A 25,819-nucleotide genomic window follows, 5' to 3' on the forward strand; every position below is an offset into this window, starting at 1 on the left:
ATGAATTCGAACGACCTCCCAGAGAGCGCCAAGACCATGAACTTCGAACACATCCTGTTTTCCATCGAGGCCGGCGTCGCCCTGCTCAGCCTCAATCGCCCGGATCAGCTCAACAGCTTCAACACCCAGATGCATGGCGAAGTGAAGGAAGCACTCAAGCAGGTGCGGCAGAACCCCGACGTGCGCGTGTTGCTGCTGACCGGTGAAGGCCGTGGCTTCTGCGCCGGCCAGGACCTCAGCGACCGCAATGTCGCGCCGGGCAGTGCCGTGCCGGATCTAGGCGAGTCCATCGAGAAGTTCTACAACCCGTTGATCCGCCAACTGCGCGACCTGCCGATGCCGGTGATTTGCGCGGTCAACGGCGTGGCGGCCGGTGCCGGCGCGAACATTCCGCTGGCCTGCGACCTGGTGCTGGCAGCGCGTTCGGCCAGTTTCATCCAGGCGTTCTGCAAGATCGGCCTGATCCCTGACTCTGGCGGCACATGGACCCTGCCGCGCCTGGTCGGCATGGCCCGCGCCAAAGCACTGACCCTGCTCGGCAATCGCCTGAGCGCCGAACAGGCCGAGCAGTGGGGGCTGATCTATCGCTGCGTGGAAGACGCGGAACTGCGCGATGAAGCATTGAAACTGGCGCAACACCTGGCCACCCAGCCGACCTACGGCCTGGCGCTGATCAAACGCAGCCTGAACGCCAGCATGAACAACAGTTTCGATGAACAGCTGGAACTGGAGCGTGACCTGCAACGCCTGGCCGGGCGCAGCGAGGACTATCGCGAAGGCGTCGGCGCCTTCATGGAAAAACGCACCCCAAGCTTCAAGGGACGCTGAATCATGAGCGCATTGAACACTTCTGCACGTATTGCGGTGATCGGCGCCGGTGCCATGGGCGCCGGTATTGCCCAGGTCGCGGCGCAGGCCGGGCATCCGGTGTTGCTGCTGGACAATCGTCCCGGCGCTGCCGCCCAGGCCATTGAAGGCATCGACCGGCAGCTGGGCAAACGGGTCGAGAACGGCAAACTGTCAGCCGAGTCGCGCAGCGCAACCATTGCACGCCTGCAAGCCGTGGAAACTATCGAGGCCTTGGCCGATTGCGAGCTGATCATCGAAGCCATCGTCGAAAACCTCGAGGTCAAGCGCGCACTGTTCCGCCAGTTGGAAGAGATTTGCAGCAAGCAATGCATCCTGGCCAGCAACACCTCGTCGCTGTCGATCACCAGCATTGCTGCACAGCTGGAACACCCGCAACGCCTGCTCGGCCTGCACTTTTTCAACCCGGCGCCAGTCATGGCGCTGGTGGAAATCGTCTCGGGCCTTGCCAGCGATCCGGCTTTGGCCGAGTGCCTGTACGACACCGCCAAAGCCTGGGGCAAAAAACCGGTGCACACCCGCTCCACGCCCGGTTTCATCGTCAACCGCGTGGCCCGGCCCTTCTACGCCGAGAGCCTGCGCCTGTTGCAGGAAGGCGCTGCCGACTGCGCGACCCTGGATGCGCTGATGCGCGAGGCCGGCGGGTTTGCCATGGGAGCGTTCGAGCTGACCGACCTGATCGGCCATGACGTCAACTATGCCGTGACCTGTTCGGTGTTCGACGCTTATTACCAGGACACCCGTTTCCAGCCGTCGCTGATCCAGAAAGAGCTGGTGGACGGCGGACGTCTGGGGCGTAAAAGCGGCCAAGGTTTCTACAGCTACGCCCAAGGGGCCGAGCGCCCGCAACCGGCTGGGATCAACAGCGCCGCGACCGTTGAGGTTTGCATTGCCGAAGGCGACCTGGGCATCGCTCACGGATTGTTTGCACGCCTGCGCGAGCAAGGTGTCGAAGTGATCCAGCGCGATGGTCGTGGCTTGCTGCGGGTTGGTGACGCGGTGCTGGCCTTGAGCGATGGACGCATGGCCTGTCAGCGCGCCAAGGAAGATGGACTGCGTAACCTGATCCTGCTGGATTTGACCCTCGATTACACCAAGGCCCAACGCATCGCCATCAGCTACGCGACAGGCATTGATCCCCAGGCCCTCGAACAAGGCATCGCCCTGCTGCAACGGGCCGGCCTCAAGATCAGCCTGCTCAGCGACAGCCCGGCCCTCGCCGTCCTGCGCACCGTCGCCATGCTCGCCAACGAAGCCGCCGACGCTCTGCTGCAAGGCGTGGCCTCGGCGGCCGACATCGATCTGGCGATGCGCGCCGGGGTCAACTATCCCCAAGGCCCGCTGGCCTGGGCCGACGCCGTCGGTCTGCCGCACATCCTCAGCGTGCTGGACAACCTGCAAGCCGCTTACGGCGAAGAACGCTACCGACCATCGCTGCTGCTGCGCCGCCGCGTGGCCGAAGGGAGAAACTTCCATGACTAATCACGAAGCGATGAACCTGGCCAGTGACTGCGCGCAAGCCTTGTTCCAACGCGACACCGCCAGCCAGGCGATGGGCATGCGCCTGTTGTCCGCCGGCCCAGGCACCGCCCGCGTGGGCATGACCGTACGCGCCGACATGCTGCAGGGCCATGGCACCTGTCATGGCGGCTACCTGTTCGCCCTCGCCGACTCGGCGTTCGCCTTTGCCTGCAACAGCTACAACGAAGCCACCGTGGCCATCGGCTGCAGCATCGACTACATCGCCCCGGCGCGCCTGGGCGACACGCTGAATGCCGATTGCATCGAGCAAAGCCGCTCCGGCCGCACTGGCAACTACGACGTGCGCATTGAAAACCAGCAGGGCCAGTTGATCGCCCTGTTCCACGGCAAGTCCTACAAAGTGCGCGGCTCGGTGCTGGCGCAGGAGACCCCAAATGAATGACGCCCTGATCATCGACGCAGTACGCACCCCGATCGGCCGCTACGCCGGCGTCCTGAGCGGCGTACGCGCCGACGACCTCGGCGCGGTGCCGCTGTGCGAACTGCTGCGCCGTCACCCGCAAGTCGACTGGAACACGGTGGACGACGTGATCTACGGCTGCGCCAACCAGGCCGGCGAAGACAACCGCAACGTCGCGCGCATGTCGGCGCTGCTGGCCGGGCTCCCGGTCAGCGTGCCCGGTACCACCCTCAATCGCCTGTGCGGTTCCGGGCTGGACGCGGTCGGCACCGCAGCACGGGCGATCCGCAGTGGTGAAACCGGATTGATGCTGGTGGGTGGCGTCGAATCGATGTCCCGCGCACCACTGGTGATGGGCAAGGCTGAACAGGCGTTTTCCCGTGCAGCCGAGATTTTCGACACCACCATCGGCTGGCGTTTCGTCAATCCGCTGATGAAAAAGACCTTTGGCATCGACTCCATGCCGGAAACCGCGGAGAACGTCGCCGCGCAATTCAACATTTCCCGCGCCGATCAGGACGCTTTCGCCCTGCGCAGCCAGCAGCGCGCCGCGGCTGCCCAGGCCAACGGACGCCTGGCCAAGGAAATCGTCGCGGTTGAAATCCCGCAACGCAAGGGTCCGGCCAAAGTGGTCGAGCACGATGAGCACCCACGCGGCGACACCACCCTTGAGCAGCTGGCCAAACTGGGCACGCCGTTCCGTGAAGGCGGCAGTATCACCGCCGGCAACGCCTCCGGCGTCAACGACGGCGCCTGCGCGCTGCTGCTGGCAAGCCCGGAAGTCGCCAAACGCCACAGCCTGATCGCACGCGGTCGGGTGGTGGCGATGGCGACCGCTGGCGTCGAGCCGCAAATCATGGGCATCGGTCCCGTCCCGGCCACCCGCAAGGTACTGGAGCTGGCCAACCTGAGCCTGGCGGACATGGACGTGATCGAGCTCAACGAAGCCTTCGCCGCACAGGGCCTGGCGGTGCTGCGCGAACTGGGCCTTAGCGACACCGATCCGCGGGTCAACCCCAACGGCGGCGCCATCGCCCTGGGTCACCCGTTGGGCATGAGCGGCGCGCGCCTGGTGACCACCGCCCTGCATGAGCTTGAGGAACGCAATGGCCGCTATGCCCTGTGCACCATGTGCATCGGCGTCGGCCAAGGGATCGCGCTGATCATCGAGCGTCTATCCCTCTAAAGAATCGCGATTCCCGGGGACCCGAGAGGTATCCTTGGGGCATGCACTCAAAGCCCTTGCATGCAGGGGCTGGAACACAAAAACAATTCGAGTGAACACATGAACATGCCAATTGCCCAAGCCGTGCTAGATCCTGTGCTGGACCCGCTGGAAACCGCCAGCATCGACGAGCTGCGCCAGCATCAGCTGGAGCGCCTGCGCTGGAGCCTGAACCACGCCTACAACAATGTGCCGCTGTACCGTCAGCGTTTCGATGCGCTGGGCGTGCACCCGGACGACATCAAGTCCCTCGACGACCTGGCGAAATTCCCCTTCACCACCAAGTCCGACCTGCGCGACAACTATCCCTACGGTATGTTTGCCGTGCCAATGCACGACATCGTGCGCCTGCACGCGTCCAGCGGCACCACCGGCAAACCGACCGTTGTCGGCTACACCCAGAACGACATCGACACCTGGGCCAACGTCGTTGCGCGCTCTATCCGCGCGGCGGGTGGCCGGCGTGCCGACAAGGTGCACATCTCCTACGGCTACGGGCTGTTCACCGGCGGCCTCGGCGCGCACTACGGCGCCGAACGCCTGGGCTGCACGGTGATCCCGATGTCCGGCGGCCAGACCGAAAAACAAGTGCAGCTGATCAAGGATTTCCAGCCGGACATCATCATGGTCACGCCGTCCTACATGCTAAACATCGCCGACGAGATCGAGCGCCAGGGCATCGACCCGCACAAGCTGGCCCTGCGCCTGGGCATCTTCGGCGCCGAGCCGTGGACCGCCGAACTGCGCAGCGCCATCGAGCAACGCCTGGGCATCACCGCCCTGGACATCTACGGCCTCTCGGAAATCATGGGGCCCGGTGTCGCCATGGAATGCGCCGAAACCAAGGACGGCCCGACCATCTGGGAAGACCACTTCTACCCGGAAATCATCGACCCGGTCACCGGCGAAGTGCTGCCGGACGGACAGATGGGCGAACTGGTGTTCACCTCCCTGAGCAAAGAAGCCCTGCCGATGATCCGCTACCGCACCCGCGACCTGACGCGCCTGCTACCGGGCACTGCGCGGCCGATGCGGCGTATCGACAAGATCACCGGGCGCAGCGATGACATGCTGATCATCCGCGGGGTCAACGTGTTCCCGACGCAGATTGAAGAACAGGTCCTGAAAGTCAAACAACTTGCCGAATGTTATGAGATTCATCTGTATCGCAATGGCAACCTGGACAGCGTTGATGTGCACGTAGAGCTCAAGGCCGAGCATCAGCACCTGAGCGACGAACAGCAGAAGGCTGTTTGTGGCGAGCTGAGCAAGCACATCAAGACGTATATCGGGATCAGTTCGCGGATCGTTTTGCAGCCTTTCCATTCGATCAAGCGTTCCGAGGGCAAGGCCTGCCACGTGTTGGATAAACGTCCGAAAGCATGACTGCTGCACCCCTTTGAGCCCCGCTTTTGCGGGGCTTTTTTTTGCCCCCTGTGGGAGCGAGCCGGCTCCGGGCGGCGTTCCGACGATAAACGTCAACGATGACACGGGCTGCCTGACACCCCGCGGCGATCTCAGGCTCATCGCGAGCAGGCTCGCTCCCACAATTGGATTGGGTACATCCGCGCAAATAAGGTCGGCCTTTCAGGCCACCAAGATCAAAAGATCGCAGCCTCCGGCAGCTCCTACAGAGGACCGCGCCAACCATCAGGTCGAGTGTCAGCTCGCCTCGGCTGCTTTTGATCTGCCCGCCCCTTCGGGAGGCTGAGTGGAGGCGTTCATCCGGGGATTGGCGCGCAGCGCCGTTCGACGCAGTCGAACACATCGCATGTAGGTGCCAGCGAAGCCAACCGGAGGGCGATGCCCCCGGATGAATGCCGGAGCGAAGGAACGCCGAGCCTCAGCGAGGGGCCGGACGCCGGGGCGAGCCTTTTTGGGTACTTTTTTGGCGTTTGAAAAAAGTGCCTCGCCGTAAGGGCGAAACCATAGGCGGCCGTTACCGCAGGAATGGATATGTACACAAACCTGCCACTCATCCCAAAGCGATACAAAAACAAATACGACACGTCATTTTATGTTTGATATTAATTTCTGTATCGCTTATAAAGTTCTCCATGCCCTCGAACAGATTCACGGCGGGAGACCCCCATGTACGCACAGCTCGTAGAAACAGGCGTAAAGCGCATAAAAGACCTCTCGGAGATGTCCGATCAGGAACGCGCCTTCCAGGAAAAAATCGATTCAGAAATCAAGATCGAAGCCAAGAACTGGATGCCAGATGCCTACCGGCAAACCCTGATCCGGCAGATTTCCCAGCACGCCCACTCAGAAATCGTCGGCATGCTGCCAGAAGGCAACTGGGTCACCCGCGCGCCATCGCTCAAACGCAAACTGCAACTGATGGCCAAGATCCAGGACGAAGCCGGTCACGGCCTGTACCTGTACAGCGCCATGGAAACCCTGGGTGCCGACCGCGATGAAGAGATCGCCAAGCTGCACAGCGGCAAGGCCAAGTACTCGAGCATCTTCAATTACCCGACGCTGAACTGGGCCGACATGGGCGCGGTGGGCTGGCTGGTGGATGGCGCGGCGATCGTTAACCAGGTGGTGCTGCAGCGCACCTCCTACGGCCCCTACTCCCGGGCCATGGTGCGCATCTGCAAGGAAGAGAGCTTCCACCAGCGCCAGGGCTACGAAATCCTGCTGACCATGATGCGTCACGGTAACCAGGCGCAGAAAGACATGGTCCAGGACGCGATCAACCGTCTGTGGTGGCCGTCGCTGATGATGTTCGGCCCGAGCGACGAACACTCGCCGAACAGCGCGCAATCCATGGCCTGGAAAATCAAGCGCCAGAGCAACGACGAACTGCGCCAGCGCTTCATCGACCAGACCATCCCGCAGCTTGAGCTCCTGGGCTGCACCTGCCCCGACCCAGAGCTGAAGTGGAACGCCGAACGCGGTCACTACGACTTCGGTGAAATCCAGTGGAGCGAATTCTACGAAGTGCTAAAGGGCAACGGCCCGTGCAACACCGAACGCGTCGCCACCCGCCGCAAGGCGATCGAAGACGGCGCCTGGGTCCGTGAAGCCGCCGTCGCCCACGCCCGCAAAAAACAAAACAAGAACGCCGCCTGATTCGGCCCAAAAACCCTGTAGGAGCTGCCGCAGGCTGCGATCTCTTGATCTTGCTTTTATAAAGTCAAAAGATCGCAGCCTCGTTGCACTCGACAGCTCCTACAGAGCAACTGATGTGGAGTGAATGTCATGTCCGAGTGGACCCTCTTCGAAGTCTTCGTGCGCAGCAAGCACGGCCTCAACCACAAACACGTCGGCAGCGTGCATGCCGCCGACACCACCATGGCCATCGAGAACGCGCGCGAGCTCTACACCCGCCGCAGCGAAGGCGTCAGCCTGTGGGTCGTGCCTTCGGCGCTGATCACCGCTTCGTCGCCGGATGAAAAAGACCCGCTGTTCGATCCGTCGGACGACAAGGTTTACCGCCACGCCAGCTTCTACGAGCTGCCGGCCGAAGTCGGGCACATGTGAGGTCGACCATGAACAACAAGACTGATCTGATCGAATACCTGCTGCGCCTCGGTGACAGCGCCCTGATCCAAGGCCAGCGCCTGTGCCAATGGTGCGGCAAGGCGCCGGCGCTGGAAGAAGAGCTGGCGCTGATGAACGTCGGCCTCGACCTGGTGGGCCAGGCGCGCAACTGGCTGGACTACGCCGCCGAGCTGCTGGACGACGGCCGCGACGCCGATCACCTGGCGTTCCGCCGCGACGAGCGCGCCTACCGCAACCTGCTGCTGGTGGAGCAACCCAACGGCGACTACGCGGTGACCATCCTCAAGCAGTTCCTGTACGACGCCTGGCACCTGCAAGTGCTCAAAGGCCTGAGTCAGTCCAGCGATGAGCGCATCGCCGGGATCGCCGCCAAGGCCGTGAAGGAAGTCACCTATCACCTGCGCCGCTCCGGCGAGTGGGTCGAGCGTCTGGGCGACGGCACCGAGGAAAGCCACCAGCGCATGCTCGCGGCCATTCCCGAGGTCTGGCGTTTCACCGTCGAACTGTCCAGCGCCGACGACCGCGAACAGCGTCTGCACGCCGCCGGCATCGTCCCGGACACTGCCCAAGTCGCTGCGGCATGGCAAGCCAAGGTCAACCAGATTTTCGCCAGCGCCACCCTGCCCGTGCCGGCCGCGCAGAGCTATTTCTACCTGAATGCTCGCAAGGGTCTGCACACCGAGCACCTGGGCATCCTGTTGGCTGAAATGCAGTTCCTGCCCCGAGCGTACCCCGATGCAACCTGGTGAGCTGATCGCCAGCGACCTCGGCGCGCGGCCGGCTCAACCGTCCGACCTGGCCGCTGCGTGGGCGATCCTGTCCGAGGTCATGGACCCGGAAGTGCCAGTGGTCAGCGTGGTGGACCTGGGCATTGTCCGCGATCTCGATTGGCAGGCCGGGCACTTGCACGTGGTGGTCACACCGACCTACTCCGGTTGCCCGGCCACCGAAGTGATCGAGGGTGACATTTGCCAGGCGCTGGAACTGGCCGGATTCAAGGCGCCGCAACTTGAGCGCAAATTGACCCCGGCCTGGACCACCGACTGGATTACTGACAGCGGCCGCGAACGCCTGCGCGCCTACGGCATTGCGCCGCCCGAGGGCAGCACCAGCAAACGCAGCCTGCTCGGTGAAAACCCTGTGATCGTCTGCCCGCAATGCGGCAGCGCCCACACCGAAGTGCTCAGCGAGTTTGGCTCCACCGCGTGCAAGGCGCTGTACCGCTGCGTCGATTGCCGGGAACCGTTCGACTATTTCAAGTGCATCTGAGCGGCGATCGGCCGACCCAGCTGGAGAACAACAATGAGTAAATTTCACAGCCTGACCATCAAGGATGTGCGCACCGAGACCCGTGACGCGGTGTCCATTGCCTTCGAGATTCCGCAGCACCTGCAAGACAGCTTTCATTACACCCAGGGCCAGCACCTGGTGATGCGCACCCAACTGGACGGCGAAGAAGTGCGCCGCTCTTATTCGATCTGCACCGGGGTCAACGACGCTGAACTGCGCATCGCCATCAAGCGCGTGGCCGGCGGACGTTTTTCCGCATTTGCCAACGAACAGCTCAAGGCCGGGCACAGCCTCGAAGTCATGCCGCCCGCCGGGCATTTCAGCGTGGAGCTCGATCCCGCTCGCCACGGCAACTACCTGGCCGTCGCGGCCGGCAGCGGCGTCACGCCGATCCTGTCGATCATCAAGACCACCCTGGAAACCGAGCCCCACAGCCGCGTCACCCTGCTGTACGGCAACCGGTCCAGCTCCGGCGCACTGTTCCGCGAACAGCTTGAAGACTTGAAGAACCGCTACCTGCAACGCTTGAACCTGATCTTCGTGTTCAGCCGCGAGCAACAGGATGTCGACCTGTACAACGGCCGGATCAACGCCGAGAAATGCGAGCAGCTGTTCAGCCGCTGGCTCGACGTCAAGACCCTCGACGCCGCCTTCATCTGCGGTCCGCAGGAAATGATCGAGACCGTGCGCGACAGCCTCAAGGCCAAGGGCATGGCGCCCGAGCGCATTCATTTCGAGCTGTTCGCCGCCGCTGGCAGCCAGCAAAAACGCGAGGCCCGCGAGGCGGCGCGCCAGGTGGATGCGGCGGTCAGCCAGATCACCGTGATCAGCGATGGCCGTGCCCTGACCTTCGACCTGCCGCGCAACAGCCAGAGCATTCTCGATGCCGGCAACGCCCAGGGCGCCGAACTGCCCTACTCGTGCAAGGCCGGTGTGTGCTCGACGTGCAAGTGCAAGGTCATCGAAGGCGAAGTGGAAATGGACAGCAACCACGCCCTGGAAGACTACGAAGTGGCCGCCGGTTATGTGCTGTCGTGCCAGGCCTTCCCGATCAGCGACAAGGTGGTGCTGGATTTCGATCAGCTCTGAAACACCGCTTCAACAGGAACAACACTAAACCATTGTGGGAGCGAGCCTGCTCGCGAAGAGGCCATCACGGCCAACATAGATGTCGCCTGTTACTCCGCCTTCGCGAGCAGGCTCGCTCCCACATTTGTCCGGTGATCGACGCGAATCAATTGTTCAACCCATAACAAAAACAAAAGGACACCACCATGAGCCCCCAAGACATAGAACTCATCCGCCAGCACCCCGACTTCATCCAGCTGGTACGCCGCAAGCAGGCGCTGTACTGGTCGCTGTCGCTGATCATGCTGGTGATCTACTTCGGCTTCGTGCTGCTGGTGGCGTTCTCCCCCTCCACCCTCGGCCAGTCCCTGAGCGGCGGCGTGACCACCGTGGGCATGCTGGTGGGTGTGGTGATCGTGGTGCTGGCCTTTGCCTTGACCGGTTTCTATGTCTATCGCGCCAACAACGTGATCGACCCGCTGAATGAAAAGCTCAAGCAGGAGTGTGCCCGATGAGCCGCCTTCTCGCGTTGTTCCTGTTGCCGCTGGCGCTGGTCACCGATCTTGCGGCGGCCGCCGAGGGCGCGTCCCGTCCACTGAACTGGAACGCCATCGGCATGTTCATGCTGTTCGTCCTGTTCACCCTCGGCGTGACGCGCTGGGCCGCATTGCGCACCCGCTCGGCCAGTGATTTCTACACCGCCGGTGGCGGCATGACCGGGTTCCAGAACGGTCTGGCGATTGCCGGCGACATGATCTCGGCAGCGTCTTTCCTCGGCATTTCCGCGATGATGTTCCTCAATGGCTACGACGGCTTGCTCTACGCATTGGGCGTATTGGCCGGCTGGCCGATCATCCTGTTCCTGATTGCCGAGCGCCTGCGCAACCTGGGTAAATACACCTTCGCCGACGTGGTCTCCTATCGTCTGGAACAGACCCCGGTACGCCTGACCTCGGCCTTCGGCACCCTGACCGTGGCGTTGATGTACCTGGTGGCGCAGATGGTCGGCGCCGGCAAATTGATCGAATTGCTGTTCGGCATCGACTACCTCTTTGCTGTGATGCTGGTCGGCGTGTTGATGGTGTTCTACGTGACCTTCGGCGGCATGCTCGCCACCACCTGGGTACAGATCATCAAGGCGGTGATGCTGCTGTTCGGCACCACTTTCATGGCGTTCATGGTGCTCAAGCATTTCGGTTTCAGCACCGAAGCGATGTTTGCCGGCGCCACCGCCGTGCATGCCAAGGGTAACGCGATCATGGCCCCCGGCGGCTTGCTGTCCAACCCGGTCGATGCGATTTCCCTGGGGCTGGGGATGATGTTCGGCACCGCCGGTCTGCCGCACATCCTGATGCGCTTCTTCACCGTCAGCGATGCCAAGGAAGCGCGTAAAAGCGTGTTCTACGCCACCGGTTTCATCGGCTACTTCTACCTGCTGCTGATCATCGTCGGCTTCGGCGCCATCGTCATGGTAGGCACCGACCCGTCATTCCGCGATGCCACTGGCGCGATCATCGGCGGCGGCAACATGGTCGCGGTGCACTTGGCCCAAGCCGTCGGCGGCAACCTGTTCCTCGGCTTCATTTCGGCGGTCGCCTTCGCCACCATTCTCGCGGTGGTCGCCGGGCTGGCGTTGTCCGGCGCCTCGGCGGTGTCCCACGACCTGTATGCCTGCGTGATGCGCAAGGGCCAGGCCAGCGAGCAGCAGGAAATGCGCGTATCGCGAATCGCCACGCTGTGCATCGGTGTGCTGGCGATCATCCTTGGCCTGCTGTTCGAATCGCAGAACATTGCCTTCCTGTCCGGCCTGGTGCTGGCCATCGCGGCCTCGGTGAATTTCCCGGTGCTGTTCCTTTCGATGTACTGGAAAGGCCTGACCACCCGTGGCGCGGTGATCGGCAGCCTGATGGGGCTGGTCTCGGCGATCGTCTTGCTGGTGTTGAGTCCGGCGGTGTGGGTCAACGTGCTGCATCACGACAAGGCGCTCTTCCCGTACTCCAACCCGGCGCTGTTTTCCATGAGCCTGGCCTTTTTCAGCGCCTGGCTGTTTTCCGTCACTGACCGTTCGCCACGTGCCGCCATTGAGCGCGGCCGTTACCTGGCGCAGTTCATTCGTTCCATGACCGGCATCGGCGCTTCGGGCGCCAGCCAGCACTGATCCTTTTGACCGGCGCGGCTGACACCGCGCCAGACACACTGACCAAACCCGGAGCAATCCTGATGTCTCATACCCCTACCCTGCAAAGCTTCATCGCCGGCCGCTGGATCGGCCAACAAGGCGCGCAAATCCTGCGCAGCGCCATCGACGGCCATGAAATCGCGCGCACCCATGAAGAGCGTCCGGACTTCGCCGAAGCCATCGAACACGGTCGCCGCCAAGGCGTCAGCGGCCTGATGGCGCTGGACTTCCAGCAACGCGCCCAGCGCCTGAAAGCCCTGGCCCTGTACCTGGCCGAACGCAAGGAACAGCTCTACGCGATTTCCCACCACAGCGGCGCGACCCGTGCCGACAGCTGGATCGACATCGAAGGCGGCAACAGCACGCTGTTCACCTACGCCAGCCTCGGCTCGCGGGAACTGCCGTCGGGCAACGTCGTCCACGAAGGCCCGGCGCTGCAACTGAGCAAAATGGGCACCTTCGCCGGCACCCACATCCTCGTCCCGCGTGGCGGCGTGGCGGTGCACATCAATGCCTTCAACTTCCCGATCTGGGGCATGCTGGAAAAATTCGCCCCGAGCTTCCTCGCCGGCATGCCATGCATCGTCAAACCGGCCAGCGCCACCAGCTACCTGACCGAAGCCGTGGTACGCCTGATGGACGAATCCGGCCTGCTGCCAGCGGGCAGCCTGCAACTGATCATCGGCGGCACCGGCGACCTGCTCGACCGCCTGCAAGGCCAGGACGTGGTGACCTTCACCGGTTCCGCCGACACCGCGGCCAAGCTGCGGGTCAACCCGAACCTGATCCGCAACTCGGTGCCGTTCACCGCCGAAGCCGACTCGCTGAACTGTGCAATTCTCGCCCCGGACGTCACCCCGGACGACGAAGAGTTCGAGCTGTTCATCAAGGAAGTCGCCCGGGAAATGATTACCAAGGCCGGGCAGAAATGCACCGCCATTCGCCGCGCCATCGTCCCGGCCAAACACATCGATGCAGTGGCCACGCGCTTGCGTGATCGCCTGGCCAAAGTGGTGGTCGGCGACCCATCGGTGGAAGGTGTGCGCATGGGCGCATTGGCTTCCCACGATCAGCAGAAAGACGTCGCCGAGCGCCTGGAAAGCCTATTGCAGAGCAGCGATATGCTGTTCGGTGCCCGTGACGGTTTCGAACCGCGCGGCGCGAACGTCGACCAGGGCGCATTCTTCGCCCCGACCCTGCTGCAAGCCCGCGACCCGCACGCCGAAGGCGGTGCCCATGACATCGAAGCGTTCGGCCCGGTCAGTACCCTGATGGCATACGACGACCTGGACGAAGCACTGGCACTGGCCGCGCGCGGCAAGGGAAGCCTGGTGGCCAGCCTGGTGACCAAGGATCCGCAGATCGCCGCCAAGGCGATCCCGGTGGCCGCCGCCTTGCACGGCCGTCTGCTGGTGCTGGACCGCAACTGCGCCGGTGAATCCACTGGCCACGGCTCGCCCCTGCCACAACTCAAGCACGGTGGCCCGGGTCGTGCCGGCGGCGGTGAAGAACTTGGCGGCCTGCGCGCGGTGAAGCACTACCTGCAACGCGCGGCAGTACAAGGCTCGCCGACCATGCTGGCAGCGGTCACTGGCGAATACGTGCGTGGCGCCAAAGTCATCGAAACCGAGGTGCACCCGTTCCGCCGCTACTTCCAGGACCTGCAGATCGGCGAGTCGCTGTTGACTCACCGTCGCACGGTCACCGAAGCGGATCTGGTGAATTTCGGCTGCCTGTCGGGCGACCACTTCTACATGCACTTCGATGACATCGCGGCCAAGGAATCGCAGTTCGGCAAACGTATCGCCCATGGTTATTTCGTGCTGTCAGCGGCCGCCGGGCTGTTCGTATCCCCTGGCGTCGGCCCGGTACTGGCCAACTACGGCCTCGACACCCTGCGCTTCATCAATCCGGTAGGCATCGGCGACACCATCCAGGCGCGCCTGACCTGCAAACGCAAGATCGACCAGGGCAAGATGAGCCCGCAGGGCATCCCGCAAGGGGTGGTGGCGTGGGATGTGGAAGTGACCAACCAGTTGGGTGAGCTGGTGGCCAGCTATGACATTCTGACCCTCGTGGTCAAACGCGAGGATTGATGATCACCCGGCACTGATCGTTCCCACGCTCCGCGTGGGAATGCCTCAAGGGACGCTCCGCGTTCCAGCTCTGGAAGGGACGCGGAGCGTCCCGGGCTGCATTCCCACGCGGAGCGTGGGAACGATCATGAACGGCTCAATGCTTGCGCAACCACTCGATGAACAGCGCAAACAACTCCGACTGCGAACCCACCTCCAGCTTCAGATACAGATTCTTACGGTGCATGCGCACAGTTTCCGGTGAGATGTTCATCTGGCTGGCCGTGGACTTCACCGAGTGCCCCCGCAGCACCATGTGCGCCACCTCCCGCTCACGTTCGGTCAGCAAATCACTGCCGAAATGCTCGAAAGCCGATTGCACCCGATGCTTGAGATCATCACGCAGAACTTGATCGCTATTGCACTGGATCTCGCTATTGCGCAGCAGGCCACGGCGGCTGAATTCGCTGATGAATTCACGCACCAGCGGTTCGACAGCGCGCAACAGATTCAGTTGATCGACCCGCAGGCATTCACCACCGAAACCTTGATAGAGGCTGACGGAAATCTTGGTGTCATTGCCCGTATCGACGATGTAGTAGCTGTCTTCCGAACAGCCCGCCTTCAGGTAATAAGCCTTGTAATAGTCACTGTCGAAGAAGTTGTCCGGGGCAATTTCCTCGAGGTGATAGAACCCTTGCGCCAACCCTTGATCCACCGCCAGACAGAACGGGTCGAGCAAATAGCCCCCGGCAAAATAACGTTCAAGAATCGAGACCTGATACTCCTGGGCAATCCCACGCTGATGCAGCAACTGGGGCGCGCGGTCCTTACGCTCCAGGCTGATCATCATCGACTCGATGGACACCAGTTGGCCCAAGGCTGACGCCAGGTATTGCAGGGCGTCGGGCTCGTCGATATGGGCGAATGCCTCGCGCATTCCCCCATGCCATTTATGCAGTGCCCCGAAGGGCATTGCGATCAGCGTTTCGTCGTTTGGTTGGCTCATGCCCCGCAGTCTAGCGGGTGAACAGTCCCTTGGTAACGACCTGAGGGATGAAATCATTGGCCGAAATACTGGCCGCTCGCCTCAAGCTCAGCCGCCACTTCCAGGATGCACTCGCGCAGGATCTCGACGATCTCATCGACCTGTGCATAAGTCAGGATCAGCGGCGGCGACATGACGTTAAGGTGCATGATCGGCCGCACCAGCAACCCCCTCGCCTGTGCCCGCACATGGATTTTCTCGCCGATGCTGATCTCGTCGGCGAACAACGCCTTGGTGCGTTTGTCGGCGACGAACTCCACGCACGCCATCAATTTCAGGCACCGCACATCACCCACCAGGGGCAGATCGCGCAACGTGGCCAGGCGCTGTTCCAGGTAACCGCCGACGTCGTCGACATGGGCCAGCAGGTTTTCCCGCTCGATGATTTCGATGTTCTTCAGTGCCGCCGTGCAGCACACCGGATGGCCGCTGTAGGTGAAGCCGTGGGTAAAGCAACGACCCTTGCCCGGCTCGGCAATGACCTTCCAGATGCGGTCGGAAAAGATGCACGCGCCCAGCGGCAGATAGGCTGAGGTCAGGCCCTTGGCGGTGGTGATGATATCGGGCTGCACGTCGAACACATCCTTTGACGCAAAGAACTTGCCCAGGCGCCCGAACGACGTCACCACCTCGTCGGCGACGAACAGGATGTCGTAGCGCTGGCAGACTTCCCACATACGCTTGAGGTAACCCTTGGGTGGAATGATCACTCCGCCCGAGCCCATGACCGGTTCGGCGAAGAACCCGGCGACCTTATCCGCGCCAATCGACAGGATCTTGTCTTCGAACTCCTTGACCAGGAATTCGAGGAACTGCGCCTCGCCCATGCCATCCGGCGCGCGGTAGGGATTGGGGTTGGACACGTGGTGAATCAGCGGGTTGGCGTAATCGAACTCCGGCACCCGGTCGGCTGCCTTGTTGCCGATCGACATGGTCAGGGTGGTGGAGCCGTGGTACGCGTTGAAACGGGCAATGACATGCTTCTTTTCAGGCAGGCCGCGGCAGTTCTGGTAGTACTGGATCAGCCGGTACGCGGTGTCCACGGCGGTTGAGCCGCCAGTGGTGAGGAACACGTGGTCGAGGTCGCCGGGCGCCAGGCTGGCGAGTTTTTCGCACAACTCGATGGCCACGTTATTGGACATGTCGGAAAACGGGTTGGAATAGGCCAGTTGCCGCACTTGATCGGCAATCGCCTCGGCCATTTCCTCACGGCCCAGGCCGATATTGGTGCACCACATGCCGCCCACGGCATCGAGAAAGCGGTTGCCCTGGGTGTCGTAGATGTAGGCACCATCACCGGCGACGATGTTCAGGGAGCCTTGTTCGGCGTGCTCGTCGAACACGTGATAGCCGTGCATATGGTGGGCCTTGTCGGCCTTGACCAGCCGGGACTCGTCCGCTGGGGAAAAAACGGTGCGTGATGGCGTCGCCATAAATAAACCTCTAACCGGATTGACTAACGATCGAACAAATCAGATGCCGCTTTTGACCGTGCTCCAGACACGGGTCATGGCCCGCATGTCCTTGGCGTCCTGGGTTTTCTGCGGGAACAGGCGCTCGCGGGTTGCTTCATCGGGGTAAATCGCCGGGTTGTTGCGCACATCGGCGTTCAACAGCGGCGTGGCTGCCGCGTTGCTGTTGGCGTAGTGGATGTAGTCGGTGACGTCCGCCATCACCTGCGGCTGCATCAGGTATTCAAGAAACTTGTGCGCATTGGCGACATGGGGCGCGTCGGCCGGGATGTACATGTTGTCGAACCAGATCAACGAGCCTTCCTTGGGAATGAAGTACGACAGGTTGATGTTCAACTTGGCTTCTTCAGCGCGGGCCATGGCCGTCGCGTAGTCGCCGGACCAGGTCATGGCCATGCACACATCACCGTTGGGCAGGCTGGTCAGGTAGTTGACCGAGTCGAACTTGCGGATGTACGGCCGCACCGACAGCAGCAATTCCTGCGCCGCCTTCAGGTCCTCCGGCTTGGCGCTACGTGGATCGCGGCCGAGGTACTTGAGCGCCAGGGGGATCACTTCGGTGGGCGCATCGACCAGGGTCACCCCACAGTCGGCGAAGCGCGAGACGATCTTCGGATCGAAAATCATCGCCAGCGAACCGATCGGCGCATCTGGCATGCGCTCCTTGATCTTGTCGACGTTATAGGTGATGCCGTTGCTGCCCCAGGTATAAGGCGCCGAGTAGGTCGGGCCCGGATCGAACCCTTGCAGGTCGTGCAAGACTTTCGGGTCCAGGTTGCTCCAGCCCGGCAGCAGGTTCTTGTCCAGTGGCTGGAAAACTTTGGCCTGGATCAGCGGCGGCGCGAGGGACGCATTCAGCACGACCAAGTCGTAACCGGAGTGGCCGGTAAGCAACTTGGCCTGCACCGTTTCATAGGCATCGAAGGTGTCGTAGATCACCTTGATCCCGGTGGCCTTTTCAAAATCGGCCAGGGTTTTCTCACCGATGTAGTCCGCCCAGTTGTACAGCCGCAGCGTATTGCTGTCGTTCACCTCGCCAGCGTGGGCACTCAGGGTCAGCGGTACAACAAACAGACTGGAAATCACCTTAAGCAGTGTCTTGCCCATAGCAAATGCACCTTATCAAGCGAGTTCGGCTCTGGATGAGCGGATGACCCTACTATTGGTGGATTCGCCGGACCGCACCATACCCCGAATGGGTGTGTGGGTCGTTTTGACGGCGCGATATGGCAAAAAGCATCAGGTCGGTTGACCCGTTTTGTCATAGCTGCGGGGATTGCCTGACGCTTAAAGTGTCCGTTGAACCGACTCTGCCAGAGCCATCCATGACCGACCTGATCAAACAAGAACTGCGCGATGGCGTGCTGACACTGACCATCGACCGCCCCGACAAGCTCAATGCACTGACCAACGGCATGTACACGCGCTTGGCCGACCTGCTGTTTGCGGCTGACGAGAACGACGAAATCCGCGTGGTCATCGTGACCGGTGGCCCGAACTGTTTTACCAGTGGCAATGACCTGGTGGACTTTCTGCAAGAGCCGCCGTCGCATCTGGACAGCCCGGCATTTCGCCTGATGCGCGCCGTGACCCACCTGCAAAAGCCGTTGATTGCGGCGGTGTGCGGGGCCGCCATCGGCATCGGCACCACCCTGCTGCTGCATTGCGATCAGGTGCTGGTGACCCGTAATGCCAAGCTGCGCACGCCGTTCGTCAATCTGGGCCTGTGCCCCGAGTTCGGCGCCAGCCTGCTGTTGCCACGCCGGCTGGGTCAGGCACGCGCGGCGCGCCTGCTACTGTTGGGCGACAGCCTCGATGGCAGCGAGGCGGTGGCTTGGGGTCTGGCCAACGAAGCCTTCGATGACGGCGATCAATGCCTGGCCGCGGCAAACAAGATCGCCCAGCGCTTTCTGGCGATGCCTCAGCAAGCCTTGCGCCAATCCCGGCAACTGATGACGCAGGGCGGCATGGCCGAACTGCAAGCTACCCTGCGCGAAGAAAACCTGCTGTTCATCCAGCGCCTCAACAGCATCGAGGCGAAAACGGCCTTGAACGCCCTGCTCAATCGCAGTACAGATAAGAATCCAGCGAAAGGAACACAGCCATGAACACCCCGGAAATTTACGTCGTCAGCGCCGCCCGTACCGCCATTGGCACCTTCGGCGGTTCACTCAAGGACGTGCCACCGTCCGATCTCGCGACCACCGCCGTGAAAGCCGCCCTGCAAAAGGCCGCCGTAGACCCGGCGCTCGTCGGCCATCTGGTGATGGGCCACGTGATCCCGACCGATACCCGCGACGCCTACATCTCCCGGGTCGCCGCCATGAACGCCGGCATCCCTAAGGAAACCCCGGCCTACAACGTCAACCGCCTCTGCGGTTCGGGTCTGCAAGCGATCATCAGCGCGGCGCAGACCCTGCTGCTGGGCGACGCCGACATCGCCATCGGCGCCGGTGCCGAGTCCATGAGCCGTGGCCCGTACCTGCTGCCATCCGCCCGTTGGGGCGCGCGCATGGGCAATGTCCAGGCCGTCGACTACATGCTGGGCATCCTGCATGACCCGTTCCAGAACATCCACATGGGCATCACTGCGGAGAACGTCGCCCAGCGCAACGGCATCACTCGTGAAATGCAGGATGCCCTGGCCCTGGAAGACCAGAAACGCGCAGCCCATGCGATTGCCAACGGCTACTTCGTTGATCAGATCGCGACCATGGAAATCCAGGATCGCAAGGGCACCAAGCTGTTCAGCGTCGACGAGCATCCACGCGCCACGTCCCTGGAACAGTTGGCTGCGATGAAGCCAGCATTCAAGAAGGATGGCTCGGTCACCGCCGGCAACGCCTCCGGCCTCAACGACGGTGCTGCCGCACTGGTCATGGCTACCGGCGCTGCGGTCCAGGTCAACAACCTGCGCCCACTCGCCCGCCTGGTCAGCTATGCCCACGCCGGCGTCGAACCCGAACTGATGGGCCTGGGCCCAATCCCGGCCACGCGCCTGGCGCTCAAGCGCGCCGGCCTGACCGTCGCTGACATGGACGTGGTCGAAGCCAACATCGCTTTCGCCGCGCAAGCCTGTGCGGTCAGCCAGGAACTGGATCTGGATCCGGCCAAGGTCAACCCGAACGGCTCGGGCATCGCCCTGGGTCACCCGGTGGGCGCTACCGGCGCGATCATCGCCACCAAGGCCATCCACGAACTGCACCGCATCAACGGCCGTTACGCGCTGGTGACCATGTGCATCGGCGGTGGCCAGGGGATTGCAGCGATTTTCGAGCGCGCCTGACCCCTGCAATGTAGATATCGTCTGAGACTGGTCGCGCAACTGCGGCCAGTTTCTTGCCGGGGTACATATTCATTGCTGCGAGTGAAGTCCATAGGAGCTGGCTTGTCGGGTCGCCGCATCGCAGCGATGGCGGCCTGACAGCCGACCATTTTCTTTCAAGCGTACATATCCATTCCTGCGGTAACGGCCACTTAGGGTTTCGCTTTTACAGCGAGTCACTTGGAAGAGCCTGTAGGAGCGAGCATGCTCGCGATGGAGGCCAACGATGACGCGGGGAACCTGACACCCCGTGGAGCTCTCAGGTTTTTCGCGAGCATGCTCGCTCCTACAGAGCCCGCCGCGATGGGCCATCCTTGGCCCAGCGCGGCTAACCCGGCATCCATGCCGGGTTACCCACTGCGCAGAACCTCCACTCGGCCTCTCGATGGGGCAAGAAAATCAAAAGCCAAAGCAGAGCGAGGCGGCCTTAAAGCCGACCTATTGCAGGTTTGTCCGCGATCCAATTGTGGGAGCGAGCCTGCTCGCGATGGACGTCCAGATAACGCGACCATACAGACAGCACGCGTTATCGTTGAAGTCCATCGCGAGCAGGCTCGCTCCCACAGGGGATCCAGGTACAGCCGTAAAAGTCAGGTCGGCTGTCAGGCCGCCTCGCTTTGGCTTTAGATCTGGGCGCCCCGTTAACCACGATGGCCGAACGCAGGCATTGCGTAGTGGGTAAACCGGCAGGACGCCGGTTTAGCCGCGCTGGGCCAGGGATGGCCCATCGCGGCGACCCACGGAGCAATGCCTTCGTTACGGCATGCCGAGCCCAGGCGAGGCACCGAGTGGTGGGGCAGAGCCTTTGGGTTCCTTTTTGGCGTTTGAAAAAGGGACTCGCCGTAAGGGCGAAACCATAAGTGGCCGTTAACGCAGCAATGGATATGTACTCAGACAACAAATCTCCCACAGGTTTTGACGCGGCGTGGATCAACGTTGGTAGAGGAGGTAGCCACGGGTTGACGGAAAGGCTCAGGGCGTGAGGGGGCGGCCGACCGGCCGGCCTGATTTCGGGTGGACGTGGTCACCTGAGCTGTCGAGTGAAACGAGGCTGCGATCTTTTGATCCTGAAAAACAAGATCAAAAGATCGCAGCCTGCGGCAGCTCCTACAGGGCAATGTCTTTTCAAGTGAGGCTCGCACCCGACATCAGACCTTCGGTCAGCAACGCGACCAGAGGTTGCACCAGATGTTGGGTGCGGGGCTCATCGCCAATCACCGCGACTTCCGTGGATGGCAGTGTCGGCAGCTTGTCCGACGGATCGAGAATGCGCATCCCCTCCTGCAGGAACGAGGTGCCCAGGGCGGTAATCCCAAGCCCGGCAGACACCGCCGCCTGAACACCGCCGAGGTTGCTGGCCAGGCACGCCGACGACCATTCCCTTCGCACCGAGGCCAGAGCCTCGATCATGATCGCGCGGTAAGCGCACGGTGGTCGCATCATCACCAGCCGCACCGGTCGCGCCGCTTCCATCTCGTAGTCACTGGCGGCCATCCACACCAGCGGCTCACGCCAAATAACCCGTCCCCGTTGGGCCGCGCCCATCTTGCGCTTGGCGATCACCACATCCAGAAGCCCGGCTTCATGATCGGCCAGCAGGTCATTGCTCAGCCCGGTGGTCAACTCCAGTTCCAGGTCGGGATACAGCTTGCTGAAACGCGACAGCAGTCTGGGCAGTTGCGTGGGCACCAGGTTTTCGGAAATGCCCAGGCGCAGGGTATTGAGCGTCTCCGGCGCCTTGATCTCGCGCATGAACGCATCGAAGTGCAGCAGCATTTTTCGCGCTCCGACCAACAGCCGTTCGCCCTCGGCCGTCAGCGCCAAAGAGCGGCTGGTGCGCTCGAACACCCGCATGCCGAGAATCTCTTCCAGACGGATGATTTTCTGGCTCACCGCCGATTGTGAACGCGCCACCACTTCCGCTGCCGCGGTAAAACTGCCGGTCTCCGCCACCGCGATAAAAGCCCGAAGCAAATCGATTTCAAGGTCGCCGGACGGCATGATGTATTCGCCTTTCAACTGGATGCGATAAATATTATGCGCTGGAGTTCTAGATAGCAAAGCTCAAATATCGCTTCCACAGCTCCATCCAACTTGAGAGGAACACCACCATGTCAGTCAACCAAGCCGTGGAAATCGTCGAAAACTTTTGGCGCGAAGTCTGGCAGGCACGAAACCCGCAAGCAGCGGCCAGGTTCGTCGCCGAAGACTTCGTCATCACTTCCGGCGGCGTCGATATCATCGGTCGCGAGCAGTTCATCGAATGGATCGGTGTGTTCCTGGCGAAGATCGAAGACTTCCAGTTCGACTCTATCGAAACCTTCCAGAACGCCGAAGGCACTCGTGTGGCTTCGCGTTGGAAACTGTCCGGCAAGAACAACGGATTCGTGGGCGGACGCGCCTGCCGCTCGCCTTTCGAAATGCTCGGCACCGCCGTCTGGGAAGTGCGTCCGGATGGTCTGCTGCAGCACAACTGGGTTGAGCGCAACTCGCTGGAAGTCCACCGCGACTTGATCGGCCTGTGAAACCGTTGGCGGTCATCCTGGTGCTTCTGCACGTCCTGACGCCGGCCCACGGCGCCAGGCCACCGCAAATTATCATGGACACCCGAGACTGCCTGCATCCGTCGACATGGCGGTAAATGCCTGCCAACAAATGACACATTCGGAAAAAGGAGACAGCCATCTCGGAAACGTCCCACAGCCAGAATCCGATACTCCCGGTAGGGTCAATGCCCCCAACGCACGTTGGATTCCCTCCAAGGAAGAAAAAAGCATGACTAAAAAGGCAGTTATCGTTTTCAGTGGCGGACAAGACTCAACAACCTGCTTGATCCACGCGCTACCGCTCTTCGATGAAATTCACTGTATTACCTTCGACTATGGACAGCGCCATCGCGCGGAAATTGAAGTCGCGCAACAACTTTCCAAGAAGCTTGGCGTGAAAGTGCACAAGGTGTTAGATACTTCATTGCTTAATGAGCTGGCCATCAGTAGCCTGACGCGCGACAACATTCCGGTTCCAAGCACAAATAGTTCCGGGGACAACCCACCAAGTACTTTTGTACCCGGCCGAAATATCCTGTTTTTAACATTAGCCTCTATTTATGCATATCAAGTGCGTGCCGAAACCGTCATCACTGGCGTGTGCGAAACAGAGTGTTCCGGCTACCCTGATTGCCGCGACAAATTTGTAAAATATTTGAATGACGCCATAGAGTTTGGCATGGACTATAAACTACACATTGAAACTCCGCTTATGTGGCTGAGCAAGGCGGAAACCTGGGCACTGGCGGACCACTACCAACAGCTTGACCTAATTCGCTACGACACACTGACTTGCTATAACGGCATAAAGGGAAGAGGCTGCGCCACTTGCGACGCGTGCAATCTTCGCGAGAACGGTTTGAACGAATTTCTAGGAGACAGAACAAAATTCAAAAATAGTCTAAAAACAAAACTAAATTTATAAACAGCCAAAAGCTAGGGGGATGAGCATTCAATAGCCGCCCCCTAACCTCACGCTACCCTGGGACCAGTCATATATCGTTTAAATAATGATCTCGCACCATAGGCCGGAAAAACGTTAAACACGGCAAAACACATCTTTATAGCTATCTGAACATAGACCAAATTCAATATATCGCCATTTTGCATAGCACCATAGAACGCGATATAGCAAAAAAGAAAACTATCTATTATCACAGCAAAAAAAGTACTAAAAAACACTCTCAAAAACAAAAACCTGGAATTTGTCAGCTCTTTTATCTTACATAACAAATAAGAATTTACGTTCTCCGAGAAGAGAAATGACACTGACGACGCCACCAAAACAGATGATACATGCGCCACAACCTCCCCGTACGGGACATCCAGCTTCCAGCCAGGCAGCCCTGGGAGATAGTTGACCGCGTTCAGTAATACAACAATTAGCGCATTACCTCCAAACGCAAACCACAACGCTTTTCTGGCGAGCTTAAGCCCGTACGTTTCATTCAACAAATCAACAACTAAAAAAGTTAACGGGTATAGAAATACGGCCGGCGGGACAACAAGATCCAAGCTCTGCAAATAAACAAGTTTTGTTGCAGCAATGTTTGTAAAAATATACAACGCAAGCAAAAGCAAATTTAAAACAACGTAAATCATCCATGAGCGCTCATTGCGATCATTAATCTCGTAAGTCGTGACCGCAGTTCCACCAGAGTAATACTTCCTATAAATATCTTTTATCTCCGCCCTACTCAAATCGTCTGCTATCTCGCTCTTCAACACCTCGCCTATTTTTACTTTAACAACCTTCCCAGTAGAAATCACCATAATCACGACAAGACCTTTACTATTCTCAAACCCCAACAACTTATATTTTTTATTCTCAGAGTCACTACCCATTAAACCGTTCCTCCATTACATCCCCTACAACACAAACACTATCAGCATCAAAACCAGAAGCACTAGTTATAAATAATTTTTTTGATGTCTTATCATAAGCCAATTTTTCCTGGCCACTGCTATATACTCCTCTCTTTACTACCAATAGGTCTCCAGGCTCGTTAACACCACCAACTTCATTCTCCAGAAGCACAGCGATCAGATTGCAAGCACTGCCAAAATAATAAGTAAGAGGATGAGTGGCAGCCAGCTCGCCGATTCGCTTGTCAAGGCTCTGAAAAAGTAAGCTTTCTTTGATAATAGGTACTGCAGCTGGATTCATGTTCCCCTGCAGAGAAACACTACTTTCTATTGTTTCCTTCGCTTCAAAATCAACAGTCTCTATTTCCTTATAAGATACGCCAAAAAAGTCAGAAATCTTACGAATAGTGGATTGCTGAACATTGACGACTTTCCCTTCCAGAATGTTATAGATGGTTGTTCTGGTCAAACCACTTGAATTGCACAACGACAACCGTGTCTCTCCACGACTCTTGATTAGATACTTAATATTACTCTTCAACTTTTCTGTTTTTTCTTTCTTGTACATTAAATATCTACCACTTTAGTTATCTATCAAAATACCTACTCAGGTATTTTTGTTCGAGACCGGCTTCTGCACCCTACCCTCTGGGCAAAAAAAACAATACTGCAACCACACCTAACAGCCGTCAAATAATGTTTCACAGCATCATATTCAGCGTCAAATCCTACAACCCTATCCTACTTATATTAAGGACGCTTCTTACAAAAATAAGAAATCACTTAGCGAATCAACCTACAGAAAAACGGAAGCAACTAGCAATGCAACTAAACATGAATCATTTAATTACATAGATGTTCATTTTTTTGATTAATTAAATGGTATTTTCTGGTAATAACTTTAGCGGCCCGCCAACTCACGCAGTGCTGCTAATCAATCCTGATTGACGGCATGGGTATGGCATTTCAACTCTTGCAAGGAGCTCCGACATGAAAAAGACCGCCCCCAACTCCCCGCAATCGCCCGACCGGTCGGCCTTCGAGGCTATCGATATCTCCAAGCTCTCCGAAATCACCGAACCCCTGGTCAGCGCGCGCCTGCGCAATCCAAATCGTCCCGACCCTGTCAGCCATGTCTTCACCATCATGCCGAACATCGACACCGAGTCCTTGCTCTGCCACGCGTGTGAAACGCTCGCGTCCTTGAATGTCATGGCCACCGACCTCGCGTGTGAACTGGAAGGCTCGCGCCGCAATGTCATGCTGGCCATTCAGCAACTGGCCGTGCTGGGCGAGCTACTGGTCAATCGAGCGCTGGACAACCTTGACCCACCGGGCGGCTTTCCTGAGGCACCGCCAAACAACTAGCTGAGTGGTCACGTTCTATTACCCAAAGGAGGTTT

Annotated in this window: 24 protein-coding genes; 18 read left to right on the top strand and 6 right to left on the bottom strand. The window is 59.9% G+C overall.

From position 1 onward, the window contains the following. Positions 1-36 precede the first annotated feature (36 nt). The 13 genes from paaG (at position 37) to paaZ (ending at position 14,180) form a co-directional block, all read left to right on the top strand. A complete protein-coding gene (gene paaG / locus ACA054_RS23025; RefSeq protein WP_497686308.1) occupies positions 37-828 on the top strand; it encodes a 2-(1,2-epoxy-1,2-dihydrophenyl)acetyl-CoA isomerase PaaG in 792 nt (263 codons plus the stop codon). A gap of 3 nt (positions 829-831) precedes the next feature. Then, on the top strand, positions 832-2,349 hold the full coding sequence (gene paaH / locus ACA054_RS23030) for a 3-hydroxyacyl-CoA dehydrogenase PaaH (protein WP_497686309.1): 1,518 nt from the start codon (positions 832-834) through the stop codon (positions 2,347-2,349). Beyond that, positions 2,342-2,791, top strand: coding sequence for a hydroxyphenylacetyl-CoA thioesterase PaaI (gene paaI / locus ACA054_RS23035; RefSeq protein WP_497686310.1), 450 nt, complete (start codon positions 2,342-2,344; stop codon positions 2,789-2,791). The genes paaH and paaI overlap by 8 nt, the downstream gene beginning before the upstream one ends. Continuing rightward, positions 2,784-3,995 (top strand): 3-oxoadipyl-CoA thiolase, encoded by a 1,212-nt coding sequence (gene pcaF / locus ACA054_RS23040; protein WP_497686311.1) that lies wholly within the window; start codon positions 2,784-2,786, stop codon positions 3,993-3,995. Before paaI ends, pcaF begins: the two co-directional genes overlap by 8 nt. 99 nt (positions 3,996-4,094) lie before the next feature. Next, positions 4,095-5,420 (top strand): phenylacetate--CoA ligase PaaK, encoded by a 1,326-nt coding sequence (gene paaK, locus ACA054_RS23045; RefSeq protein ID WP_497686312.1) that lies wholly within the window; start codon positions 4,095-4,097, stop codon positions 5,418-5,420. A gap of 705 nt (positions 5,421-6,125) precedes the next feature. Continuing rightward, positions 6,126-7,115 (top strand): 1,2-phenylacetyl-CoA epoxidase subunit PaaA, encoded by a 990-nt coding sequence (gene paaA / locus ACA054_RS23050; protein ID WP_497686313.1) that lies wholly within the window; start codon positions 6,126-6,128, stop codon positions 7,113-7,115. Between the two features lie 129 nt (positions 7,116-7,244). After that, complete coding sequence (gene paaB / locus ACA054_RS23055; RefSeq protein WP_007943393.1) at positions 7,245-7,526, top strand: 1,2-phenylacetyl-CoA epoxidase subunit PaaB; 282 nt, start codon at positions 7,245-7,247, stop codon at positions 7,524-7,526. 8 nt (positions 7,527-7,534) lie between these two features. Continuing rightward, positions 7,535-8,296 (top strand): 1,2-phenylacetyl-CoA epoxidase subunit PaaC, encoded by a 762-nt coding sequence (paaC, locus tag ACA054_RS23060; RefSeq protein ID WP_497686314.1) that lies wholly within the window; start codon positions 7,535-7,537, stop codon positions 8,294-8,296. Continuing rightward, on the top strand, positions 8,283-8,816 hold the full coding sequence (gene paaD, locus ACA054_RS23065; protein ID WP_497686315.1) for a 1,2-phenylacetyl-CoA epoxidase subunit PaaD: 534 nt from the start codon (positions 8,283-8,285) through the stop codon (positions 8,814-8,816). The genes paaC and paaD overlap by 14 nt, the downstream gene beginning before the upstream one ends. 33 nt (positions 8,817-8,849) lie before the next feature. Further along, the gene (gene paaE / locus ACA054_RS23070) at positions 8,850-9,926 is read left to right on the top strand and encodes a 1,2-phenylacetyl-CoA epoxidase subunit PaaE (protein ID WP_497686316.1); all 1,077 of its coding nucleotides are present in this window, start codon (positions 8,850-8,852) and stop codon (positions 9,924-9,926) included. Positions 9,927-10,111: 185 nt separating this feature from the next. After that, positions 10,112-10,420: a DUF485 domain-containing protein gene (locus tag ACA054_RS23075; RefSeq protein WP_497686317.1), complete on the top strand. Its 309-nt coding sequence runs from the start codon at positions 10,112-10,114 to the stop codon at positions 10,418-10,420. Beyond that, on the top strand, positions 10,417-12,063 hold the full coding sequence (locus tag ACA054_RS23080; protein WP_497686318.1) for a cation acetate symporter: 1,647 nt from the start codon (positions 10,417-10,419) through the stop codon (positions 12,061-12,063). Before ACA054_RS23075 ends, ACA054_RS23080 begins: the two co-directional genes overlap by 4 nt. A 62-nt stretch (positions 12,064-12,125) precedes the next feature. After that, positions 12,126-14,180, top strand: coding sequence for a phenylacetic acid degradation bifunctional protein PaaZ (paaZ, locus tag ACA054_RS23085; RefSeq protein WP_497686319.1), 2,055 nt, complete (start codon positions 12,126-12,128; stop codon positions 14,178-14,180). A 136-nt stretch (positions 14,181-14,316) separates the two neighbouring features. Here paaZ and ACA054_RS23090 read toward each other — a convergent pair whose 3' ends face one another. From ACA054_RS23090 to ACA054_RS23100, 3 genes are read right to left on the bottom strand one after another with little or no spacing between them, the layout of a single operon-like run. Beyond that, positions 14,317-15,225 (bottom strand): LuxR C-terminal-related transcriptional regulator, encoded by a 909-nt coding sequence (locus ACA054_RS23090; RefSeq protein WP_497686320.1) that lies wholly within the window; start codon positions 15,223-15,225, stop codon positions 14,317-14,319. Then, positions 15,222-16,640 carry an aminotransferase gene (locus ACA054_RS23095; RefSeq protein ID WP_497686321.1) on the bottom strand — a complete coding sequence of 473 codons (1,419 nt, stop codon included), beginning with the start codon at positions 16,638-16,640 and terminating at the stop codon, positions 15,222-15,224. The genes ACA054_RS23090 and ACA054_RS23095 overlap by 4 nt, the downstream gene beginning before the upstream one ends. Before the next feature lie 39 nt (positions 16,641-16,679). Then, positions 16,680-17,786 (bottom strand): polyamine ABC transporter substrate-binding protein, encoded by a 1,107-nt coding sequence (locus ACA054_RS23100; RefSeq protein WP_497686322.1) that lies wholly within the window; start codon positions 17,784-17,786, stop codon positions 16,680-16,682. 218 nt (positions 17,787-18,004) lie between these two features. On the opposite strand from ACA054_RS23100, the gene ACA054_RS23105 reads away from it, so the two are divergent. Together ACA054_RS23105 and ACA054_RS23110 are read left to right on the top strand one after the other, a co-directional pair. Continuing rightward, positions 18,005-18,787 carry an enoyl-CoA hydratase-related protein gene (locus tag ACA054_RS23105; RefSeq protein ID WP_497686323.1) on the top strand — a complete coding sequence of 261 codons (783 nt, stop codon included), beginning with the start codon at positions 18,005-18,007 and terminating at the stop codon, positions 18,785-18,787. Then, positions 18,784-19,965, top strand: a complete 1,182-nt coding sequence (locus tag ACA054_RS23110) for an acetyl-CoA C-acyltransferase family protein (RefSeq protein ID WP_497686324.1) — start codon at positions 18,784-18,786, stop codon at positions 19,963-19,965. Before ACA054_RS23105 ends, ACA054_RS23110 begins: the two co-directional genes overlap by 4 nt. Before the next feature lie 1,164 nt (positions 19,966-21,129). Here ACA054_RS23110 and ACA054_RS23115 read toward each other — a convergent pair. Next, positions 21,130-22,005: a LysR substrate-binding domain-containing protein gene (locus tag ACA054_RS23115; protein ID WP_497686325.1), complete on the bottom strand. Its 876-nt coding sequence runs from the start codon at positions 22,003-22,005 to the stop codon at positions 21,130-21,132. Positions 22,006-22,115: 110 nt separating this feature from the next. Here ACA054_RS23115 and ACA054_RS23120 point away from each other — a divergent pair, with 110 nt between their 5' ends. Further along, on the top strand, positions 22,116-22,529 hold the full coding sequence (locus ACA054_RS23120; protein WP_497686326.1) for an ester cyclase: 414 nt from the start codon (positions 22,116-22,118) through the stop codon (positions 22,527-22,529). Between the two features lie 250 nt (positions 22,530-22,779). Continuing rightward, a complete protein-coding gene (gene queC / locus ACA054_RS23125; protein ID WP_497686327.1) occupies positions 22,780-23,475 on the top strand; it encodes a 7-cyano-7-deazaguanine synthase QueC in 696 nt (231 codons plus the stop codon). A 47-nt stretch (positions 23,476-23,522) separates the two neighbouring features. On the opposite strand, the gene ACA054_RS23130 is transcribed toward queC, so the two are convergent. Together ACA054_RS23130 and ACA054_RS23135 are read right to left on the bottom strand one after the other, a co-directional pair. Further along, a complete protein-coding gene (locus ACA054_RS23130; RefSeq protein WP_497686328.1) occupies positions 23,523-24,395 on the bottom strand; it encodes a queuosine precursor transporter in 873 nt (290 codons plus the stop codon). Continuing rightward, on the bottom strand, positions 24,388-24,984 hold the full coding sequence (locus tag ACA054_RS23135; protein ID WP_497686329.1) for a helix-turn-helix transcriptional regulator: 597 nt from the start codon (positions 24,982-24,984) through the stop codon (positions 24,388-24,390). The genes ACA054_RS23130 and ACA054_RS23135 overlap by 8 nt, the downstream gene beginning before the upstream one ends. Before the next feature lie 422 nt (positions 24,985-25,406). On the opposite strand from ACA054_RS23135, the gene ACA054_RS23140 reads away from it, so the two are divergent. Continuing rightward, positions 25,407-25,784, top strand: coding sequence for a DUF6124 family protein (locus tag ACA054_RS23140; RefSeq protein ID WP_497686330.1), 378 nt, complete (start codon positions 25,407-25,409; stop codon positions 25,782-25,784). Positions 25,785-25,819 lie beyond the last annotated feature (35 nt).

It is taken from the genome of Pseudomonas sp. LBUM1653 (assembly GCF_059716115.1).

Excerpts from the sequence above, each read along its gene's own strand:
- ACA054_RS23080 (WP_497686318.1), top strand. The coding sequence starts at position 10,417 with ATGAGCCGCCTTCTCGCGTTGTTCCTGTTGCCGCTGGCGCTGGTCACC.
- paaE (WP_497686316.1), top strand. The coding sequence starts at position 8,850 with ATGAGTAAATTTCACAGCCTGACCATCAAGGATGTGCGCACCGAGACC.
- queC (WP_497686327.1), top strand. The coding sequence starts at position 22,780 with ATGACTAAAAAGGCAGTTATCGTTTTCAGTGGCGGACAAGACTCAACA.
- ACA054_RS23110 (WP_497686324.1), top strand. The coding sequence starts at position 18,784 with ATGAACACCCCGGAAATTTACGTCGTCAGCGCCGCCCGTACCGCCATT.
- paaZ (WP_497686319.1), top strand. The coding sequence starts at position 12,126 with ATGTCTCATACCCCTACCCTGCAAAGCTTCATCGCCGGCCGCTGGATC.
- paaK (WP_497686312.1), top strand. The coding sequence starts at position 4,095 with ATGAACATGCCAATTGCCCAAGCCGTGCTAGATCCTGTGCTGGACCCG.
- ACA054_RS23115 (WP_497686325.1), bottom strand. The coding sequence starts at position 22,005 with ATGCCGTCCGGCGACCTTGAAATCGATTTGCTTCGGGCTTTTATCGCG.
- ACA054_RS23140 (WP_497686330.1), top strand. The coding sequence starts at position 25,407 with ATGAAAAAGACCGCCCCCAACTCCCCGCAATCGCCCGACCGGTCGGCC.
- paaH (WP_497686309.1), top strand. The coding sequence starts at position 832 with ATGAGCGCATTGAACACTTCTGCACGTATTGCGGTGATCGGCGCCGGT.
- ACA054_RS23095 (WP_497686321.1), bottom strand. The coding sequence starts at position 16,640 with ATGGCGACGCCATCACGCACCGTTTTTTCCCCAGCGGACGAGTCCCGG.
- ACA054_RS23105 (WP_497686323.1), top strand. The coding sequence starts at position 18,005 with ATGACCGACCTGATCAAACAAGAACTGCGCGATGGCGTGCTGACACTG.
- paaI (WP_497686310.1), top strand. The coding sequence starts at position 2,342 with ATGACTAATCACGAAGCGATGAACCTGGCCAGTGACTGCGCGCAAGCC.
- paaA (WP_497686313.1), top strand. The coding sequence starts at position 6,126 with ATGTACGCACAGCTCGTAGAAACAGGCGTAAAGCGCATAAAAGACCTC.
- paaB (WP_007943393.1), top strand. The coding sequence starts at position 7,245 with ATGTCCGAGTGGACCCTCTTCGAAGTCTTCGTGCGCAGCAAGCACGGC.
- pcaF (WP_497686311.1), top strand. The coding sequence starts at position 2,784 with ATGAATGACGCCCTGATCATCGACGCAGTACGCACCCCGATCGGCCGC.
- paaG (WP_497686308.1), top strand. The coding sequence starts at position 37 with ATGAACTTCGAACACATCCTGTTTTCCATCGAGGCCGGCGTCGCCCTG.
- ACA054_RS23075 (WP_497686317.1), top strand. The coding sequence starts at position 10,112 with ATGAGCCCCCAAGACATAGAACTCATCCGCCAGCACCCCGACTTCATC.
- ACA054_RS23100 (WP_497686322.1), bottom strand. The coding sequence starts at position 17,786 with ATGGGCAAGACACTGCTTAAGGTGATTTCCAGTCTGTTTGTTGTACCG.
- ACA054_RS23120 (WP_497686326.1), top strand. The coding sequence starts at position 22,116 with ATGTCAGTCAACCAAGCCGTGGAAATCGTCGAAAACTTTTGGCGCGAA.
- paaC (WP_497686314.1), top strand. The coding sequence starts at position 7,535 with ATGAACAACAAGACTGATCTGATCGAATACCTGCTGCGCCTCGGTGAC.
- ACA054_RS23130 (WP_497686328.1), bottom strand. The coding sequence starts at position 24,395 with ATGGGTAGTGACTCTGAGAATAAAAAATATAAGTTGTTGGGGTTTGAG.
- ACA054_RS23090 (WP_497686320.1), bottom strand. The coding sequence starts at position 15,225 with ATGATTTCATCCCTCAGGTCGTTACCAAGGGACTGTTCACCCGCTAGA.
- paaD (WP_497686315.1), top strand. The coding sequence starts at position 8,283 with ATGCAACCTGGTGAGCTGATCGCCAGCGACCTCGGCGCGCGGCCGGCT.
- ACA054_RS23135 (WP_497686329.1), bottom strand. The coding sequence starts at position 24,984 with ATGTACAAGAAAGAAAAAACAGAAAAGTTGAAGAGTAATATTAAGTAT.